This is a genomic window from Cellulophaga omnivescoria (assembly GCF_001999725.1).
GTDB lineage: Bacteria > Bacteroidota > Bacteroidia > Flavobacteriales > Flavobacteriaceae > Cellulophaga > Cellulophaga omnivescoria.
Genome location: NZ_MDDP01000015.1, coordinates 71,981 through 90,010 on the forward strand (window position 1 = coordinate 71,981; position 18,030 = coordinate 90,010).

13 protein-coding genes are annotated in these 18,030 nt (G+C 31.4%); 7 read left to right on the plus strand and 6 right to left on the minus strand.

Features of this window, described 5'->3' with window-relative positions:
• Positions 1–11: 11 nt before the first annotated feature.
• The 7 genes from BFJ87_RS08930 to BFJ87_RS08960 all read left to right on the plus strand — a co-directional run bounded on the left by BFJ87_RS08930 (position 12) and on the right by BFJ87_RS08960 (position 8,496).
• Positions 12–1,538, plus strand: coding sequence for a RagB/SusD family nutrient uptake outer membrane protein (locus tag BFJ87_RS08930; protein ID WP_077403039.1), 1,527 nt, complete (start codon positions 12–14; stop codon positions 1,536–1,538).
• Positions 1,539–1,675: 137 nt separating this feature from the next.
• On the plus strand, positions 1,676–2,863 hold the full coding sequence (locus tag BFJ87_RS08935; protein WP_171974490.1) for a TlpA disulfide reductase family protein: 1,188 nt from the start codon (positions 1,676–1,678) through the stop codon (positions 2,861–2,863).
• A 13-nt stretch (positions 2,864–2,876) separates the two neighbouring features.
• The gene (locus BFJ87_RS08940) at positions 2,877–4,076 is read left to right on the plus strand and encodes a TlpA disulfide reductase family protein (protein WP_077403045.1); all 1,200 of its coding nucleotides are present in this window, start codon (positions 2,877–2,879) and stop codon (positions 4,074–4,076) included.
• Positions 4,077–4,094: 18 nt separating this feature from the next.
• On the plus strand, positions 4,095–5,297 hold the full coding sequence (locus BFJ87_RS08945; RefSeq protein ID WP_077403047.1) for a TlpA disulfide reductase family protein: 1,203 nt from the start codon (positions 4,095–4,097) through the stop codon (positions 5,295–5,297).
• Positions 5,298–5,317: 20 nt separating this feature from the next.
• Positions 5,318–6,502 (plus strand): TlpA disulfide reductase family protein, encoded by a 1,185-nt coding sequence (locus BFJ87_RS08950; protein WP_171974491.1) that lies wholly within the window; start codon positions 5,318–5,320, stop codon positions 6,500–6,502.
• 16 nt (positions 6,503–6,518) lie between these two features.
• On the plus strand, positions 6,519–7,007 hold the full coding sequence (locus BFJ87_RS08955; RefSeq protein WP_077403053.1) for a protein-disulfide reductase DsbD N-terminal domain-containing protein: 489 nt from the start codon (positions 6,519–6,521) through the stop codon (positions 7,005–7,007).
• A 4-nt stretch (positions 7,008–7,011) separates the two neighbouring features.
• Positions 7,012–8,496 carry a hypothetical protein gene (locus BFJ87_RS08960; protein ID WP_139344226.1) on the plus strand — a complete coding sequence of 495 codons (1,485 nt, stop codon included), beginning with the start codon at positions 7,012–7,014 and terminating at the stop codon, positions 8,494–8,496.
• Positions 8,497–8,707: 211 nt separating this feature from the next.
• Here the strand turns inward: BFJ87_RS08960 and BFJ87_RS16790 are convergent, their stop codons facing one another.
• From BFJ87_RS16790 to BFJ87_RS08990, 6 genes are all read right to left on the minus strand, one after another.
• Positions 8,708–8,905 carry a hypothetical protein gene (locus tag BFJ87_RS16790; protein WP_139344227.1) on the minus strand — a complete coding sequence of 66 codons (198 nt, stop codon included), beginning with the start codon at positions 8,903–8,905 and terminating at the stop codon, positions 8,708–8,710.
• 413 nt (positions 8,906–9,318) lie between these two features.
• The gene (locus tag BFJ87_RS08970; protein WP_077403062.1) at positions 9,319–11,085 is read right to left on the minus strand and encodes a RagB/SusD family nutrient uptake outer membrane protein; all 1,767 of its coding nucleotides are present in this window, start codon (positions 11,083–11,085) and stop codon (positions 9,319–9,321) included.
• A 9-nt stretch (positions 11,086–11,094) separates the two neighbouring features.
• Positions 11,095–14,370 (minus strand): SusC/RagA family TonB-linked outer membrane protein, encoded by a 3,276-nt coding sequence (locus tag BFJ87_RS08975; RefSeq protein WP_077403065.1) that lies wholly within the window; start codon positions 14,368–14,370, stop codon positions 11,095–11,097.
• Positions 14,371–14,439: 69 nt separating this feature from the next.
• Entirely contained in the window at positions 14,440–15,366 is a 927-nt protein-coding gene (locus BFJ87_RS08980) for a FecR family protein (protein ID WP_077403068.1), read from the minus strand.
• A gap of 96 nt (positions 15,367–15,462) precedes the next feature.
• On the minus strand, positions 15,463–15,975 hold the full coding sequence (locus tag BFJ87_RS08985; protein ID WP_077403071.1) for an RNA polymerase sigma factor: 513 nt from the start codon (positions 15,973–15,975) through the stop codon (positions 15,463–15,465).
• Positions 15,976–16,091: 116 nt separating this feature from the next.
• Positions 16,092–17,993, minus strand: a complete 1,902-nt coding sequence (locus tag BFJ87_RS08990) for a metallophosphoesterase family protein (RefSeq protein ID WP_077403074.1) — start codon at positions 17,991–17,993, stop codon at positions 16,092–16,094.
• Positions 17,994–18,030 lie beyond the last annotated feature (37 nt).

The following is an 18,030-nucleotide window of genomic DNA, read 5'->3' on the forward strand; positions in this document are numbered from 1 at the left end:
AATAAAGAATTATGAAAACATACAAACATATATTAGTACTAGTTTTATTGTGTGCAGGTGTTAGTTGTAACGATTTTTTAGAAGAAAATCCTTCTAAAACTACATCTGTAGTGCCAGAAACTTTAGATCATTTAGAACAGTTACTTAACAATTATAACAGCTTTGCCAGTGAAGGAGCATCAGAATTAATTTATGGAACAGATGATTTTGCCATACAAACAGATTTGTACAATGGTATTTCTAATGTATTTACTTTAGAAACCGTGCAATATGGTACTTGGGATATAGATTATTTGCCAACAACAGGTAGACCGTATTGGCCAGAGGAATGGAAAAAAATATTTACGGCAAATCTAATTTTACAAAATTTGCCAAATGTAAGCGGAGATCCTACGCAAAAACAAATGATAGAGGCAGAGGCTCATTTTATTAGAGCTTATAGCTATTTTCAAATGGCAAATATTTACTGCTTACCTTATACCAATGCTAATAAGGCAGAATTAGGTTTACCATTAAAGCAAACTACTAGTTTTGAAGAAAACATAGAAAGAGCAACCTTAGAGGAAACTTACGCATACATAGATGCAGATTTACAAAAAGCCTTAGAGTTAAATAGAGATTTAGAGGTTATAAACGGACAAAACAGAACCTGGAGAGCAAGTACGGTAGCTGTTTTAGGTTTTGCAGCCAGGTATTATTTATCTTTAAATGATTATGCAATGGCGCAATCATACGCAGAAGATGCCTTAGATTTACATAGCTATTTAAGAGATTATAATACAGATATGCGTTTTTCTACTAGGCCTAATCCTGTAACTATTTTTAATCCAGATCCAGAAACGGTTAATATAGATTACCCGTATACTCATGATTTACAATCTATACCTACAGATAAGTTAGAGTGGGGAGAGTCTTACTACTATAGATTTTTAAACAATGGCGCTTGGAACTATTTTCCATCAACAGAGCTATTATCTATTTATGACCAAGATTATGACTTACGTTATAAATTTCATATAGTAGAAGATTATACTTACGACAGAGGTTCTGTAGATCCGCCATATAGTTACCCAGGATATATTTTCTTCTTTAAGTCAGATATTTTAAGTGGACCGTCTGCACCAGAAATGTTATTAATAAAAGCAGAATGTCAAGTTCGTCAAGGAAACTGGGCAGATGGTATACAAACTGCAAACATTTTAAGGCAGTATAGAATAGACGCCAGTGCACCTGCTAATATTAGAGATTTAGCTGCAACATCACAAGCAGATGCTTTAACTAAAGTTTTAGAAGAGCGTAGAAGAGAACTACCTTTTGTACATAGATGGTATGATATTAGAAGGTTTAATAATAACGAAGTAGATACAGATGATGTTATTATGAGCAGAACTTTTTATCCATACACAAGTGGTTCTATTTTAGATGCAGAAACTCCTATAAACTTTACTTTAGAGAAAAACTCAAGAAGGTTTGCTCGTCCAATTCCAGAGACAGACATTATTGCCTCTGGCGGTACTTTAAAACAAAACGAGTATTAAAACTAATAAAGGAAGTAACCTTTTAGTTACTTCCTTTATTTTCTTGATTATACAGCTACTTACGTGTAAAATACATAGTAAGTACAGAGATGCTATTTTATAATTTTCTTCAAATAAATCATTATTTATACCATATTATGCCTAAACTTTTAAAAAATACAATATACTTATTGTGCGTTTTGTTGCTTTCATTTTCTAATGAAATTTATGCACAGCAAGCCAACAACACATTTACACTTAAAGGAGAAATTAAAGGATTAAAAGGTAACTTGTATTTTAGACATCCAGATAAAAAATATACAAGAGAAACACTGTCAGATTCTATAATTGTAACAGACGGAAAATTTAATTTTTCTGGTACTATTTCTAATTTATCGCAAATTAGAGTGTATCCTGGTTTTGATGGACCAGATGGTAAACTTTTTAAAAAGCCAAAAGGTGGCCGTGGAATGTTTCCTGTAAAATGTGTATACCTAACATTTTATGCTTTTCCAGGAGCAAATATTACAGTAAGTGGTGAAGCTACAGATTTTATGAACGCTTACCCAAGCGGTGATAAATTTAATAACAGTTTAGCTGCAGCAAACAGGTTAATGTACCCAATGTATAACAAAATGGGAAACTTAGCTGTTAAAAATACCTACGAGACAGACTCTGTAACTATTAAAGCCAATAATAAACAATCAGAATTACTTTTTACTGCATCCATTAAAAAGTTAAAAAATCATATAAAAAACAACCCTAATTCTGTAGCAGCGGCTTGGTATTTAAACGATTTAATTTTACGCACACAAGTTACTAATGAAGAGGCAGAAGAGTTATTTGCTTCATTATCTACAGATTTAGCAGAATACTCAGATTACCAAAGTGTAGCAGAACGGATAAAAGGAATAAAAGCTACTGCAGATGGTTCTCCAGTACCATCAATACAAACTACAGCTACACTATCTGGCAAAGAGTTTAATATTAATTCTTTAAAAGGAAAGTATGTGTTAATAGATTTTTGGGGTATATGGTGTGGTCCTTGTGTTGCAGAAATGCCACACGTAAAAGAGTTTCAAGAAAAACACAAAGATAATTTAGTTGTATTAGGAATTAACTCTGGAGATACTAAAGAAAAAATAGAGGCATTTACGGTTAAAAACGGATACAATTGGCAACAACTTTTAAGTGATAAAGCCAATACAACAGACAACTTTGTAAACCGATTTAATGTACAAGGTTTTCCAACCAAATTTATTATAGATAGAAGAGGAAAAATAGTGAAACGCTTTGTTGGTGGAGGAGAAGAAGCTTTTGAAATGTTAGATGAATTATTAAAATAAAATTTTTAGAGATATGGGTACAAAATTAAAAGTATTAGTAGCAATTATAAGTTTTAGTACTGTTTTTTATTCTTGTAAAGATAAAGAGCAGTCTAAAAATAACAAAGGTTTTGTTGTTAACGGAACAGTAAAAGGACTAGACAATTCATATGCAAAAATTACAGACTATCAATTTTTTAACTCTAATCCTTATACAGTTATAGATAGTGTTGCAGTGGTAAACGGAAAGTTTGAACTTATAGGAGAAGTTGCTTTTCCAGATATGGTAACGCTAGAAATAGGAGATTACAAAACAAATTTTTTCTTAGAAAACAGTACAATCAAAATTTCTGTAGATGTTTCAAATGTTAAGAGTCCAAGAGATCAGGTAAAATTAGATGTAGTTGGGTCTTTAAGCCACAGTAAATATAAGGCCTTAGAAGAACAAACTAGTGCTGTTTTTAGCGATAAAAAGTACGATGTTTTTAAGGAGGTAAGAGAAATGTTTGCCAAAGCTAAAGAAGAGGGTAATGAAGAATTACTTAACGAAGCTTTAAAAAAACAAGAAGGTTTACAAGATTTAGCAGAAGAAAGAAATGCTAGATATAAAAATATAAAATTTGATTTTGTAAAAGCTAATCCAAGTAATACAATTTCGCCTTATGTTCTTGGTGTACAGTATACAGAAGGAAGAATGACTAGAGAACAACTAAAAGAATTCTATGCTATTTTTAAAGGAAATGCACGCAAGACTACATTTTTTAAAACCTTTATTACAAAAATATACAAAGATAATTTTGAAAACTTAGGTGTAGGAAATACAGCTCCCGATTTCACTTTAAACACAAACACGGGAGAAGAGTTAACCTTGTCTAATGTAAAAGGTAAATACATTTTAGTAGATTTTTGGGCAAGTTGGTGTGCACCTTGTAGAGCTTCTTTTCCGCATTTAAAAGAGTTAAGAAAGCAGTATAAAGATAAAGGATTTACAATAGTTGGCGTAGGTACAGCAGATGAAAAAGAAAAGTGGGAGAAAGCAATAGAGGAAGACCAAACACCGTGGAACCACGTTTATGATACTAGTGAAAATCACTCTTATGGCCCAATTGCAAAATCTTACGGCGTACCACATCTACCAACAACACTACTGGTAGATAGCAACAGAAAAATAGTTTTAAGAAACCCAACTAAGGAAGAACTAGATAGCAAATTAAAAGAGCTACTTGGGCACTAATTTATTAAAACCGCAATTATGAAAAATTCTTTTTTAAAATTAACAAGAGTACTTCTTATTAGTTGTTTATTCTGCATAGGTTGTAAAACTAACACAGAGCATAATGGGTATACTATTACAGGCATTGTTAAGGGAGCTAAAGAAGGAGCTTGGGTAAAATTAAAAAATACACCATCGCTTTTTACAGATCCCATAATAACTTTAGATAGTACTAAAATTACTAACGGCACATTTAAATTTACTGGTAATGTAGCCAATGTAGATATGGTTGGTGTTTATATAGAGCCTAACATTGGCACATACTTTTTTTTAGATAACAATACTATTAACATAGCTATTGATGTAGCAAAATCTGAAAAAGGAAACGGGTATACACCAGCTAATATAACGGGTTCTAAAACCCAAGCATTGTATGAGTTGCAAAAACAAAAAATGGATAGTATACGAAGTCAAGACAAATACAGTGCGTTTATAGGCTTTAGAGAAATGGTTATGGCTGCAAAACAGTCTAAAGATAGTATTTTAATGGAGCAAGTAAAGCAAAAAATGACAGCTTTAGAGCCATTAGAAAAACAGCAACAAGAAGAACTTAAGGAGTTTAAAATAAACTTTGTTAAAAACAATCCAAATTCACCAATTGGTCCTAAAATTATGGGCATCACTTTTAGTGAAATTATGATGTCTAGAGAAGAAATGAAAACGGTATATAACCTGTTTAAAGGAGACGCTGTAAAGTCTAGCTCATTTGCTTTTATCAAAAAAACGTATCAAGATTATGTAGAAAAATTTGTTCCTGGGGCTACGGCACCAGATTTTACCTTAACAACCAATACAGGAGAACAACTAACATTATCTAAGGTAAAAGGAAAATATATTTTAGTAGATTTTTGGGCAAGTTGGTGTATACCTTGTAGAGCTTCATTCCCTAAGTTAAAAAAAGTTTATAATACTTATAAAAATGATGGTTTTGAGGTTGTAGGTGTTGCTACTGGCGACAAAGATAAAAATTGGAGAGATGCTATTGTAAAAGACCAAACTCTATGGTTACACGTTTTTGATGAAAACAAGAAAAGCAAAGGACGTAATGGCGACGTTGCAGATGCTTATGGAGTTCCTTTTTTACCAACTACCTATTTGCTAGATAGTAACCTTAAAATTATACTTAGAAACCCTACAAAAGAAGAGCTAGATGCTAAACTTATAGAGTTGTTTAGACTTTAGTAATTAAAATAAAAATGACTATGAAAAATGTTCACAAACTAGTATTGCTTTGCTTTTTGGCACTTATGAGTTTTAAGCAAAATAACGCACAAAAAACAGACAATACATTTACACTTACTGGAGAAATAAAAGGATTAAAAGGCAACTTGTATTTTAGACATCCAGATAAGGAATATACTAGGAATACACCATCAGACTCTATTGTGGTTAAAAATGGGAAGTTTAAATTAACTACGAATGTATCTAAAATGGCTATGATAAGGGTGTTTCCTTCATTTAAAGGGCCAGACAAAAAGCTATCTAAAATTCCTAAAGGTGGTAGAGGTTATTTTCCTGTAAAATGTGGTGCTATTATGTTATATGTATCGCCGGGGGCAAATATTACAATTAAAGGCGAAGCAAAAGATTTTTTTGATGCTTACCCAAGCGGCGATGCTTTTAATGATGGTTTAGCTAAAGTTAACAAACTTATGTATCCAATGTATAACAAAATGGGCAACCTAGCCGTAGAAAGCACTTACGCAGAAGATGAAGCTAAAAAAGAAGAAATTGAAAAAAAATCTGAAATTATCTTTAAAAAATCTATAGATGCTCTAACTAATCATATAAAAAATAATCCTAACGATTTGGCTTCGGCTTGGTATTTAAACGATTTAATGTTACGTACCCAAATAACCAATGAACAAGCAGAGGAACTCTTTAATTCTTTATCTACAGATTTAGCTGAGTATCCAGACTATAAAGATGTTGCAACAAGAGTACAAGGTATTAAAGAGACTGCAGATGGTTCTCCTGTACCAAGTATAAAAACTAACGCTACTTTAAGTGGGAATTCCTTTAACATTAATGAACTTAAAGGAAAATATGTACTTATAGATTTTTGGGGTATTTGGTGTGGTCCTTGCGTTGCAGAAATGCCAGAAGTTAAAAAATTTCAAGAAAAACATAAAGATAATTTGGTAGTTGTTGGTATTAACTCTGGGGATACAAAAGAAAAAATACAAGCCTTTGTAGCTAAAAATAATTATGGTTGGATACAGTTAATGAGTGACAAAAAAAATACACTAGACAATTTTGTAAACAGATTTAATGTACAAGGGTTTCCAACAAAATTTATTATAGATCCTAACGGAAAAATTATTAAAAGATTTGTGGGTAGTGGAGAAGATGCCTTTAAAATGCTAGAAGAATTACTTAAAATTTAACCTTAAAACATAAAAAATGCGTTTTTACCGTATTATTGCCATTTTGCTTTTTGTGGGTGCAAACGTTAGTGCTTATGCCCAAGATATAAAAAGTAAGCCAGATACACCTACATCTTTAGACCCAGTACAGGTTAGTGCTAGTATTGTATCTACAGAAGACCCAACAGTTAAAACTCTAATTTTTAATGTTGCAATTTTAGAAGGATATCATATTTATGCTTATGTATCTCCGCAAGATCCGTACATCCAATCTAAGTTAAAATTGGAACTTCCAGAAGGTGTTACAAATTTAGGGGAGCTCCAAACACCAACTCCTACTGCTTATCCTGGCAAAGGAGAGTTATATGTATACACAGGTAACATTCAGTTTAAGCAGCCTTTAAAAATAGCTGAAGATTATAACAACTTAACTGCTATTAAATGCGGACTGTTTTACCAAACCTGTAACGCAAATATTTGTTTGCCACCAATACAAAAAGACGTTTTACTAACTTTAAAAAACTAATTATATGAAAAATTTATTTCAAAAATTATTGCTTTTCATTTTTATGATAGCTTTAGTGCCTACAGGCTATAGTCAAACTAAAAAAAACGATTTAAAAATTCTTTATGTTGGTACAAACCCAGATAAGCCTTTAAGTGACAGGGAAAAAAGTATATACACAAACCTAGAACGTAAAGTTGCATTAAGAAAAACAAGGGCTAACGATTTTAAAGACTTAATTAGTAAGCACTTTAATTCTGTAACAGTTGTCTATGGCGATGATTTTAAAGAAGAAATGGCTGCTGATTATGATGTAACAATTATAGATACTTATTTAACACCTTTTGCAGGCGGATATGAGAAAGACGAAAATGGTAAAATAATTGGGTACAATACCAAAAAATATTTAACGGAGAACTACAATGCAGCAACCATAATGATTGGTGAACCTTCTGCATTTATAGGAGAAGGAAGAGACCTTAAAATGGATCATTTGTGCTTGTGTTTAGATGCGCACGCACACGGTATGAAGTTAGATCATCCAATTTTTAATACACCTAACAAAATAAATGTAACCTATGAAACTAAAGAAACTCCTGCTAACTACAAGGCAAGATATGGCGGTAAACACTTAGACAAAACAATGCAAATGTGGCGTATACAAACAGAAGGTTATACAGAAGGCAAAGGAATGCCTATAGGTTTAGTATCTACAGGTTATGCTTTTGATAATGACATAGATGCAGAGTGGATTTCTGGGGGATATAATTCTAAAGGTGTAGAAGCCACAGCTATTGGTCGTCATGCAAACTTTTTGCATTGGGGTTTTGCTGCAGCACCAGAGTATTTAACACAAAGCGCTAAACTAGCTTTTATAAATGCAATACACTACATAGCTAAGTATAAAGGCGCTAAACAAGTTACCCGAAAAATAAAAAGAATACCTTTAAGACAATATTTAAGAGAAAGTCAATGGACTGTTTCTGATGAAGGTTCTGCTGCATGGTTGCATTATATAAATAAAGATACTTTAAAAATGCGACTAGAAAAAGAAAAAATACAAGCTAAAAAAGATGCAGGTAAGCAACTATCAGAATTAGAAAAAATGCAACTTAGAATGCCAATTAGAAAAGAAACCAGAATATGGACTATTAGGCATGAACCACAGTATTTAAAAGAAAAATTTGGAGAAAACTGGGCAATGTATGAAAACTATTATAAAGAGAATATGGATTATTTTTATCCTATTCCTGATGAAAGATATACATATTGGAGTGCAGTAGATGAAGATGCTAAAGCTTTAGGGATAGCGAATAACAACATTAAAATTTTGGAAACCGCTATTGCGATGCTTACTAATAATGACCGTACAGAAATGGCTAAGCGTATTTTAAAAAGGTATACTAATGAAACTTTTAGCACTGCAAAAGAATGGAAAAAATGGTTTAATAAAAATCGTAAAAATCTCTATTTTTCTGAAGGTGATGGTTACAAATACATAATTATCTAAAAAAAAAAGCCACCGTTACGGTGGCTTTTTTTTATAAGGCTAGATTACAACTGTTAATTTACTATCCTTATATCTTATATTTTGACAAAATAATTTTTCTACGTTAGCAATATTTTGAAGTACCTTTAAGCAATAGGCAGAAACTTCATCATCTTATATATGTGAAAAAAAATTATAGCTATTACTAAAAAAAACTTATATGCGCTACAATTTATTTAGCTTTACTGTTATAGTACCATAAATTTACTATAAAGTTTAAGGACATACCAATTAGTAATAAAGGTATAAAAAAGCTTTGTGTACAAACCAGTTCTAAAAATACTTCTGTATTTGTCCAAGAGTTCCCAAACTCTATTCTATTAGCGTAGGCAATATCAAAAAAAATGTAAGAGATTAGTAATATTGGCATTAGAAGAAATACTATAATTCTAAAAATTTTATTTTTAAATATGGGTAAAAACCAGATGCACAATAATATGTATATAATACATAACATAAGTGGCAGTACCAACTCATTATTATAAGGGTTGTAGTACTCCATTTTGCTTAAAAATAATTTTTGAAAAACCAATACAGGCCCCCAAATAGAGAGTAGGGAAGTAAGTAAAAAAATTATTTTAGATATAGGCTTTTTTTTAGCTTTTGGCATAGTAAACGTATTTATTACATGAACGTTATATACGTGTCTAAATTGTTTATTAATACTTAAAAACATAAAAATACTACATAATTAAAAAGCCAGGCAAAATGCCTGGCTTTATTGCTAATTACTTAACGAGGTAATGAAAAACTAAAAAACTAAAATTAGCAAGTTATTGTTATTTAGTAACCTGTGTTTTGTATAAAATCTTCGGTTACATCTGTTGTTTCTTGTGGTATAGGAAAAACACGTCTAAAAGGTTCAGTTTGTGGTTTTGCAGTATATGCTTCATCAAACTTACCAAAACGTATCATTTGTGGTCTTCTTTTCATTTCCCAATACAACTCAAATCCAATTTCATTATATAGTTGCTCTTCATCTAAACTAGTAAGCGCTTGGCCAGGAGCATTACCATATAAAGATTCTCTAGTTCTGCTGGTTCTTAACATATTTATGTCCTCTAAAGCCAATGCAGTTTGCCCATTTCTAAAGTAAGCTTCTGCTCTCATCGCATATATTCCGCCTAAACGGTATAAAGGAATATCTACTTTACTTCTTCCATTACCAGATTCAGGATCGTATTCAAACTTAAAAATACGTGCTCCGCGGTTTATTTGGTCTTGAGCAAAAATTGCTTGTACAGGATTGTCAAAATTTAATTCTGGTGTAAAGTCCATTGGAGTTGTAGCACTTTTTTCCATTACTAAAGCAGATACTTCTATTCGGTTATCACTAGTCATAATATACCCACCATTACCATCTAAAACAGGGCCAAATTGTTGTCCAAATAAAAATCCACTATTAAAATGAAACCAAGGTAAATTGTCTGAATTTGGTACAATATCTTCTGCAGGTACGCTAACATCAGAACCATCATTCATAAACCAAGTACCATCTGAGTATTGGTATTTTCTAGAAAATCTTGGGTCGTCTTGGTTATCATTCCAGGTTGCAAAAAACTCTGGAGTAGTACAGGCCGCATTAGTACCTCTGTTTGCAGGTGATGGTCTTTGGTTACGAGCTACGCAAACATACCCAAAGTCATTATCTCCAGATCTTACAGCTTCAATTTCCTGTATTACAGCAAATATCATTTCTGAACTTTGATTGTTGTTTATAGAAAAATTAGAGAAGTAATTAGACTCTAAATTAAACGTACCAGAATTAATTATTAAAGAAGTATATTTTATTACTTGTTCCATATCGGTTTTACCAGCCTCTAAAGATGCTTCAGTAAAATTGAAGGAAGATGCACTATTATATCTATCTTTAAAAACAGCTCTGTTTAAATACATTGTTGCCAATAAGCCATATGCAGCTTCTTTAGTAAATCTACCATTAAATGTATTTTGTTCCCCTATAGATGCTAAGTTAGGCAGTATGCTTTCTACCTCTAATATTAAATCATCTATTGCATCTTCTGCTTTTAAAATTTGTATAGTTTGGTCTCCTCCATAAGGGTCTCTGTAAGGGGCTTGTCCAAATAGATCTAAGGTAGTGTAAGTATAAAAAGCAACTAGACCTCTGGCCTCTGCCAAAAATAATTCTTTATCACTAAACTCTGCTTGGTTTATACTCTCTACGGCAGTTAACGCTCTGGTAATACCGTTTGTTAAGTTGTTCCAGTTACCAGTTACTATACTGTTATCTGGTGTCCAAGTAAACTCATGCATAGAACGCCATTTACCGCCATCTCCCCAGTCACTACCTCTTGTTGCAAGCATTGCAATGTCTGTAGAGTATTCTTGTAAAGCAAATACACCTCCGTGATCTACAAAAGTTTTATCGCCTAAACGGTCATATGCAGCAGCTAATACACCTTCTGGGTCTGCAACTTCTTCTCCTAATTCTTCATCTAAAACAACTTCTTCTAGATCTGTACAACTTGTAATTAAAAAGTTTAGTAATAGAAAAGCTATACCTGCTATTTTTATTTTTTTATGCATCATTATTATATTTTAAAATTTTAAAATTGCTCCTAATATAAATGTCTTAGAACCTGGGTAACTAGAGTAATCTATACCTAATGATTGATTACCACCATCTGCTTTAGGACTGTTTATTAATGGATCATAACCAGAGTAGTTGGTAATGGTTAATAAGTTCTGCCCAGTAACATAAAAATTAATACCATTTAACCAGTTTACGTTGTTTAATTTTAAATTGTATCCTAAACGTGCAGTGTTAAGTCTTATAAAATCTGACTTTTCTAGGTACAAAGTTGATAATTGAGGTGAGTTTTCTTGATTAGCTCCAGACTCATAATACTTTTTAGATACGTTACGGTCTGATGCTAAATTGTTTATATTTAAAGCATTTAACCCTGTATTATTCACCAAATATCCACCAGCTTGACCAATAATTGAAAATGAGAAATCAAAATTTTTGTAATTCATTTGACTATTAAATCCGTAAGAGAATTTAGGTAAAGCACCTTCAATTATAATTCTATCATCACCAGTTATATTACCATCATTATTTACGTCTCTGTAAATATCTTCGCCATTTTCATTAAAACCTATATGGTCTAACAAGTAAAAAGAACCAGCAGCATAGCCGCTTTTGTAAATGTTGGCAAGTACTCCAGATTGTCCTGGACCAGATATGGTTCCTGATAAAATTTCTGATACAGGTAAATTTTTAATTTCATTATTCAATGTTGCACCATTTATATCTACATCCCAATTAAAATTTTCTGTAGCTATTAGGTTAGATCCTAACATAAATTCTAGGCCTGTATTTACAATTTCGCCATCTATATTTACCCAAATATTGTTGGTTGGGCTAAGCACTTGTGACGGTATATTTAAAATAGCATCTGTAGTTGTTTTTTTAAAATAATCTAGAGAACCATACAGTTTTCTGTTCCATAAACTAAAATCTGCACCAATATTATACTGTGTTACTACTTCCCACTTTAAATCTGGATTTGGAGTTCTTAAAACAGAAACACCGTTAGTTAGTGTTTGGTCATCATACAAATAATAACCATCTGCACCAGATATAGCGTAACTAGCTTGTGTTATTTTATTTTGCACCTCCTGGTTACCTGTTTGCCCCCAACTTGCTCTTAGCTTTAAATTATCTACATTACTATTAATTAAAAATTCTTCATTAGAGATATTCCAACCCAATGCAAAAGAAGGGAAATAACCGTACTTATTGTTTTTACCAAAACGAGTAGAACCATCTGCACGCATAGATGCCGTTAAAAGGTATTTACTATCATAAGAATAGTTTAATCTACCAAAATACGACTGCAATTCGTTTTCTTGCGCAAAACCGTTAATACCTATTTGTGAGTTATTAGATGTAGGGTTGTGTACAGGTTTAACCCCAGTTCCTTTTTCAGATAAATTATCGTAACTAAAGTTGGTACCAGAGCGCTCAAACTTTTGATAAGAGAAACCTCCTAAAATTTCTAACTTATGCTTGTCTGCTATGGTTGTATTAAATGTTAAGTAATGCTCTAACAAAGAACTTTGAGACTCTAAGTTATTTTGCACATACATTCCCGTAGGATTTAAATCTGTTAAGTTTGGATATACTGTGGTGTTACGCTCTGCAACAGACCTGTCTACTCCATAATTTAACTTATACTCTAAACCGTTAAATACACGTAATGAAGCCTCTATGTTACCCAAAACACGTAATGTTCTTGTTTCATCTTCATAAATGCTTAACAAGTATGCAGGGTTGTAATGTGCATTCATATTAAAGTTTGTATATGCTCCGTTTTCATCAAAAACAGGCCTTGTAGGATTAGCCATTAAGGTGTGTATAATTAGCTGGCCGTTAGATCCTCCATCATCACTAGTTGGTACCCCTTTGTCTTTAGTTTCACTTGCAGTAAGATTTACTTTTATTTTTAAACGTTTGTTATCTAAAAAGCTTTCTTCTACATTTACTCTACCAGATGTACGAGAAAATTCACTATTATTTACAATACCTTCTTGATCTATATTACCTAAAGAAACATAGTAGTTACCACTTTCTGAGGCTTTTGAATAAGACAAAACATTATTTTTTGTAATTGCTGTTCTGTAAACAACATCTTGCCAATCTGTAGTGCTGCCGTGGTCAAAAGTAGGGTCTTTTAAGGCATTTCTGTATTCATTTGCATTTAGCAAATCTATTTTATTTGCAACGTTAGAAATACCAATGTAAGAGTCTAAAGATAAAGAGCCTATACCAGCTTTTCCTTTTTTAGTAGTAATTATTACTACACCGTTAGAACCCCTAGCTCCGTATATAGCAGATGCAGAAGCGTCTTTAAGTACATTAATAGATTCTATATCACTAGTATTTAAAAAGTTTAATGGGTTTTTAGCACTAGAATCCCCAAAACCAACATTACTGCCCGTTGGGCTAACATTATCGTTAGTTAACGGCACACCATCTACAACAAATAAAGGGCTACTACCACTTCTAATAGAACCTACACCACGTATTGTAACATTAATACCTGCACCTGGTTCTCCGCTAGCATTAACAACTCTAACACCAGCAACTTTACCTTGTAAAAGAGCATCTGGAGATGTGTTAATACCTTGTCTAAAACTACTTTCTTTTAGTTGTGTTACGGCACCAGTAACATCTGCTTTTGTTTGGCTACCGTAGCCTACAACAACAACTTCATTTAACTCAGCAGCATCTAGTTCTAATTGTACGTTTACTACATTTTGTGTAACCTTTATTTCTTTACTCTTATACCCCATGTAAGAGAATTTTAAAACGCTTCCGGTTGTAGCAGTTATAGTGTATTCTCCATCAAAATTTGTTGTAACACCATTAGATGTTCCTACTTCATGAATGGTAGCACCTGGTAAAGGATCTCCGTTTTCATCTACAACAGTACCTGTTATTTCTTTTTGGACATTACTGGTAGTTATAGTTGTAGATTTCTTTTTTATTAAAACAATTTTATTTGTTATTTTATAACTAAAGTTTGCCTTTTTACTCAGGTCTTTTAAGGCAGACTCTAAGCTGATGTTTAGGTAAGATACTGTGTATTTATTTTTGTCTTTTATAATATCTTCACCGTAGCTAAAGTTATATGATGTTTGGTTACTTACCTCTTTTAAAAGGGTTACTAAATTTGTGTTTTTATAGTTTACAGTTATATTTTGTTTTTTGTAAACACCATTATTAGGTTGCACTGTCTGACAAAAAATTGCAGATAATACAAAAAAAAGTATGGTTTTTAATTTAAAAGGAATATTTTTAAAATACATTAATTTAAGTGTTAGTTAATAATACTTGAAAATTTAACCGTAGTTGTTGGTAGCAGCTGCGGTTTTTCTTTAATTAGTTTTAAGTGTAATTATTTCATTCTCATATAGTAATTTTAAATTGGTTATATAATTTAGTTGTTCAATAATCTCATTTAGTGTAGCGTTTTGCTTTATAAATAGTGTTATTTTAAGAGCCAATACATCTTCATTTTTTATAGCGCTTTTTACATTGTATTTAATCTCTAATAAGTCTAAGGTTTCTTTTAATGATACCTCTGCTAAGTTTAAATCTTTAGTATACCAGTTAGAAGTCATTAAAACTGATGATTTTTGTTTGCGTAAAGAGTTGTTTGTAGCTACGGCTTCTTGCCCAGATACTAATTGTTGTTGGTTGTTTTTGTAATTTACCTGTACTTTTCCAGTAACTACAGATACTTTGCTTTCCTTTTTTTGTAACCCTATATGAAAAGAAGTACCTAATACCTTTGTTACCAAGTCACCAGAGTTTATAATAAATGGTTTGTTTGGGTTTTTAGCAATGTTAAAAAATGCATTACCCTTTATTAGGTTAACCTCTCTTGTAGTGTTGGTAAATGTATTAGGGTAACTAAAATTAGATCCTGGAGCTAGGTAAATAGTAGAACCATCTGCTAAAAAAACAGAATCTATTGCAGCACCAGTATTTACCGTAACAAAACTTGGCTGGTTAGTTTTGTAAGTAGATAATAATATACCACCAAGCGTAAGTATTGTAACTGCTATGGCAGCATATTTATATATATTAGTTTTTGTGCTTTTAGTTTCTTTAAGTACAATTTTAGAACGGATATCATCTTTTATAAAAGTTGCATTACCCATTTTATTTGTATCCCAGCCAGACTTATCATACATTTTTTTAAAAAATGTATGTAATAACTTTTCTTCTTTAGCACTAGTTTTTTGTTTGGTGCTTTTTGCAATAAGCTTTTTTAATACAGTGCTTTTTTTCTGTTGCATAAACTTGTTTTATATAGGTAAGTACCCAAAACAAGTAATTAGTACTATTGGCAAATGTTACCAAAAGTTTAAGCAAACATTAAGTGAAATATTTTTTTAAAAAAAGAACGGAAATAGTAACCAACTAAGTTGTTTAAGCTCTAGTCTAAGCTGTTTAATTGCAGATGATAATTGATTTTTAACCGTTTGTTTTGATAGCTTTAGCTCCTCTGCAATTTGTTCTACATTCATTTCCTGTAGCTTGTTCATTAAAAAAATTTCTTTTCGCTTAGCAGGTAACTTATCTACAATATGAAAAACGGTTTTAGATAGGTCAGATTCAGAAATAGATGGAGATTCCATAATAAAATTATCAAACTCATTATCTATAGAAGTAGTGTTAAAAGTGTTTTGATTGTAATGCTTTAAAATTTGATTTTTTACTGCTCTAAATAAAAAATGCTCAACAGAGTTTATGTTTAAGCTATTTTTACGCTCCCATAAATTGGTAAATACGTCTTGTATAATGTTTTTAGATAAGTTGCTGTCTTTTGTAACTTTAAATGAAAAAGCATATAATTTTTCCCAGTGTTTAGAATAGATATCTTCAAATTCTTGGGAGGTTTTCATAGGGACTAAAAAATTCTGGAATTAGTTAGTGTAAATAAAAGACCCTAAAGTTTAAAATTGATTATGCCAACGTTATCTTTAAATTAACTTTTTAAAACAGACTGTAAACTTATAAGCTAATTATTGTTTTTACTTAGGTCTGTTATAGTATTGTTTTCTAAATTAATACTAAAGTGGTTGGACGGTTCACTGTTTAAAAAAGAATTAAAAATTTTAAAGAATAAAAGTAATTGTTTGGCTGTAGTATCTTCTTTATTAATATACTTGGTTTGTGAAGTAATTGTGTTGTAAATAAATTTATACTGCTTTATTTTTTCTGTGGTAATATCTTCTAAAGCCAATTCATCTGCATTTCTAAGTCTATAAAAATCAAAAACTAAATCTAAGCCTTTCCACTTTCTAAAATCTTTAGCTTTTAAATTGTTTTTAGCTAAAGGAGTGGCAATAATTTTTAACTGATTTTTTCTTGCTTTAGTATTGTTACGTATTTCTTTTAATGCTTTAGAAAAATCTAGTTCACTATTTTTTGTAGCAAGTAATAACAACTCTTCACCAGTAACATTACTTAAAAATATATTTAAATCTATAGGAAAATCATTTGGTAAAAAGCGCAAACGTATAAGTTCTTTTAAATGCCAAGCTGTAAAATCTTTATAGGTGTTAACCTCTAGTATTTTTTTGTTCCAAACATTGTTATTGTGCTCTAGTTTTAGTTTGTTGTATTCTACTTTATACAAATCAAATAACAATTTAAAATTTTCTGTATCGGGTATAGTAACAGTTTTTACCTCTATGTTACTACTGTTATTAATTTTTAAAATTTTATAACCTGGTATGTAAGCAGCTAAGGAAGGTGTTTGTATGTTAACCAGTAAGTTTCCTTTTTTAGACCTGTGTACTCCAGTGTCATTAATATGCATATGTCCTGCTATGTGTATTTTTAAACCACTATCTGCAAATGCTTCTGCTACTTCTTTTACAGGTACACGTTGCAATTGCCATTTGTTATTCCCCATTAATTTTTTAATGTTGCTAGTGGCATTATCATTAAAGTCTACCATAGGAAAATGACTAAAAGCAATTAATGTTTTATTGTTTTTTTTAGCTTCTGTAACTATATCTTTCACCCATTTAATTAAGTAATTTTTATGTATTATAGTGTTGTTATAGCCTACGCTAGCACTAGAAAAGCTACCATCCTTTTTTTGCAAAAAGGTGTCACCATCTATAGCTAGTAACCAAATACCGTTTACGGGCTCTACTAAATAACTAGTATCTACCATTTGTAAACTGTCTATAGCAGTATAGGTTCTTAGTTTTAAGTTAGATGCAATTTGTGCCTTTTTAAAAGAGTAATTGTTGTAGTTATAGGTAGCAAACGGAGTGGTCCAATATTTATAATTTGGTTGTGCATTAAAACCGTACTCACCTAAAATATTAAGTACACCCGTATATCCCATTTTAGCAATATCAGTACTAATTAATACAGGATGCTCATTTTTTTTAGATGCATACATTCCTTTTTTACTATATACAGGTTGATTTTTACCTTCTGCACCTAAAAAATCACTTTTTCCAGATTCCTGTTTGTATGGTCCTGCAGGATCATGGTTACCAGTTGTTATAAAAAATTGTAGTCCGTGTTTATTTTTGTAATCGTTTAGTATTTTTTGCAGTCCTCTTAAGTGTATAGGTTGTCCGTCATCTGTATAATCACCAGGTAAAGCAACATAAGTAATGCCTCTACTAACAATGTCATCTAGAGCTGTTTTAAATGCAAAATAGTTCTCATTAAAAATTCTAGTAGAGTTTAATTGAGATTGCATTGTTCGTAATACTGTATGCTTATTGTTATGCGGATTTTTAATACCCTTGTAATTAATATCGTTAAAAGAACCATACAAATCCTGAAAATGAATATCTGCTAAAAAAGCTATTTCTATTTTTTTTGTTTGTGCAGTTATTTTAAAACATATGAATACAATTAAAAAAGGTATTATTATTTTGGTTGATGACATTTGATTCCTCAATATTAAAAAAATTACTGCTAGATTA

Coding starts and splice junctions, on each gene's coding strand:
- BFJ87_RS08930 (WP_077403039.1), top strand. CDS start 12: ATGAAAACATACAAACATATATTAGTACTAGTTTTATTGTGTGCAGGT.
- BFJ87_RS08935 (WP_171974490.1), top strand. CDS start 1,676: ATGCCTAAACTTTTAAAAAATACAATATACTTATTGTGCGTTTTGTTG.
- BFJ87_RS08940 (WP_077403045.1), top strand. CDS start 2,877: ATGGGTACAAAATTAAAAGTATTAGTAGCAATTATAAGTTTTAGTACT.
- BFJ87_RS08945 (WP_077403047.1), top strand. CDS start 4,095: ATGAAAAATTCTTTTTTAAAATTAACAAGAGTACTTCTTATTAGTTGT.
- BFJ87_RS08950 (WP_171974491.1), top strand. CDS start 5,318: ATGAAAAATGTTCACAAACTAGTATTGCTTTGCTTTTTGGCACTTATG.
- BFJ87_RS08955 (WP_077403053.1), top strand. CDS start 6,519: ATGCGTTTTTACCGTATTATTGCCATTTTGCTTTTTGTGGGTGCAAAC.
- BFJ87_RS08960 (WP_139344226.1), top strand. CDS start 7,012: ATGAAAAATTTATTTCAAAAATTATTGCTTTTCATTTTTATGATAGCT.
- BFJ87_RS16790 (WP_139344227.1), bottom strand. CDS start 8,905: ATGCCAATATTACTAATCTCTTACATTTTTTTTGATATTGCCTACGCT.
- BFJ87_RS08970 (WP_077403062.1), bottom strand. CDS start 11,085: ATGATGCATAAAAAAATAAAAATAGCAGGTATAGCTTTTCTATTACTA.
- BFJ87_RS08975 (WP_077403065.1), bottom strand. CDS start 14,370: ATGTATTTTAAAAATATTCCTTTTAAATTAAAAACCATACTTTTTTTT.
- BFJ87_RS08980 (WP_077403068.1), bottom strand. CDS start 15,366: ATGCAACAGAAAAAAAGCACTGTATTAAAAAAGCTTATTGCAAAAAGC.
- BFJ87_RS08985 (WP_077403071.1), bottom strand. CDS start 15,975: ATGAAAACCTCCCAAGAATTTGAAGATATCTATTCTAAACACTGGGAA.
- BFJ87_RS08990 (WP_077403074.1), bottom strand. CDS start 17,993: ATGTCATCAACCAAAATAATAATACCTTTTTTAATTGTATTCATATGT.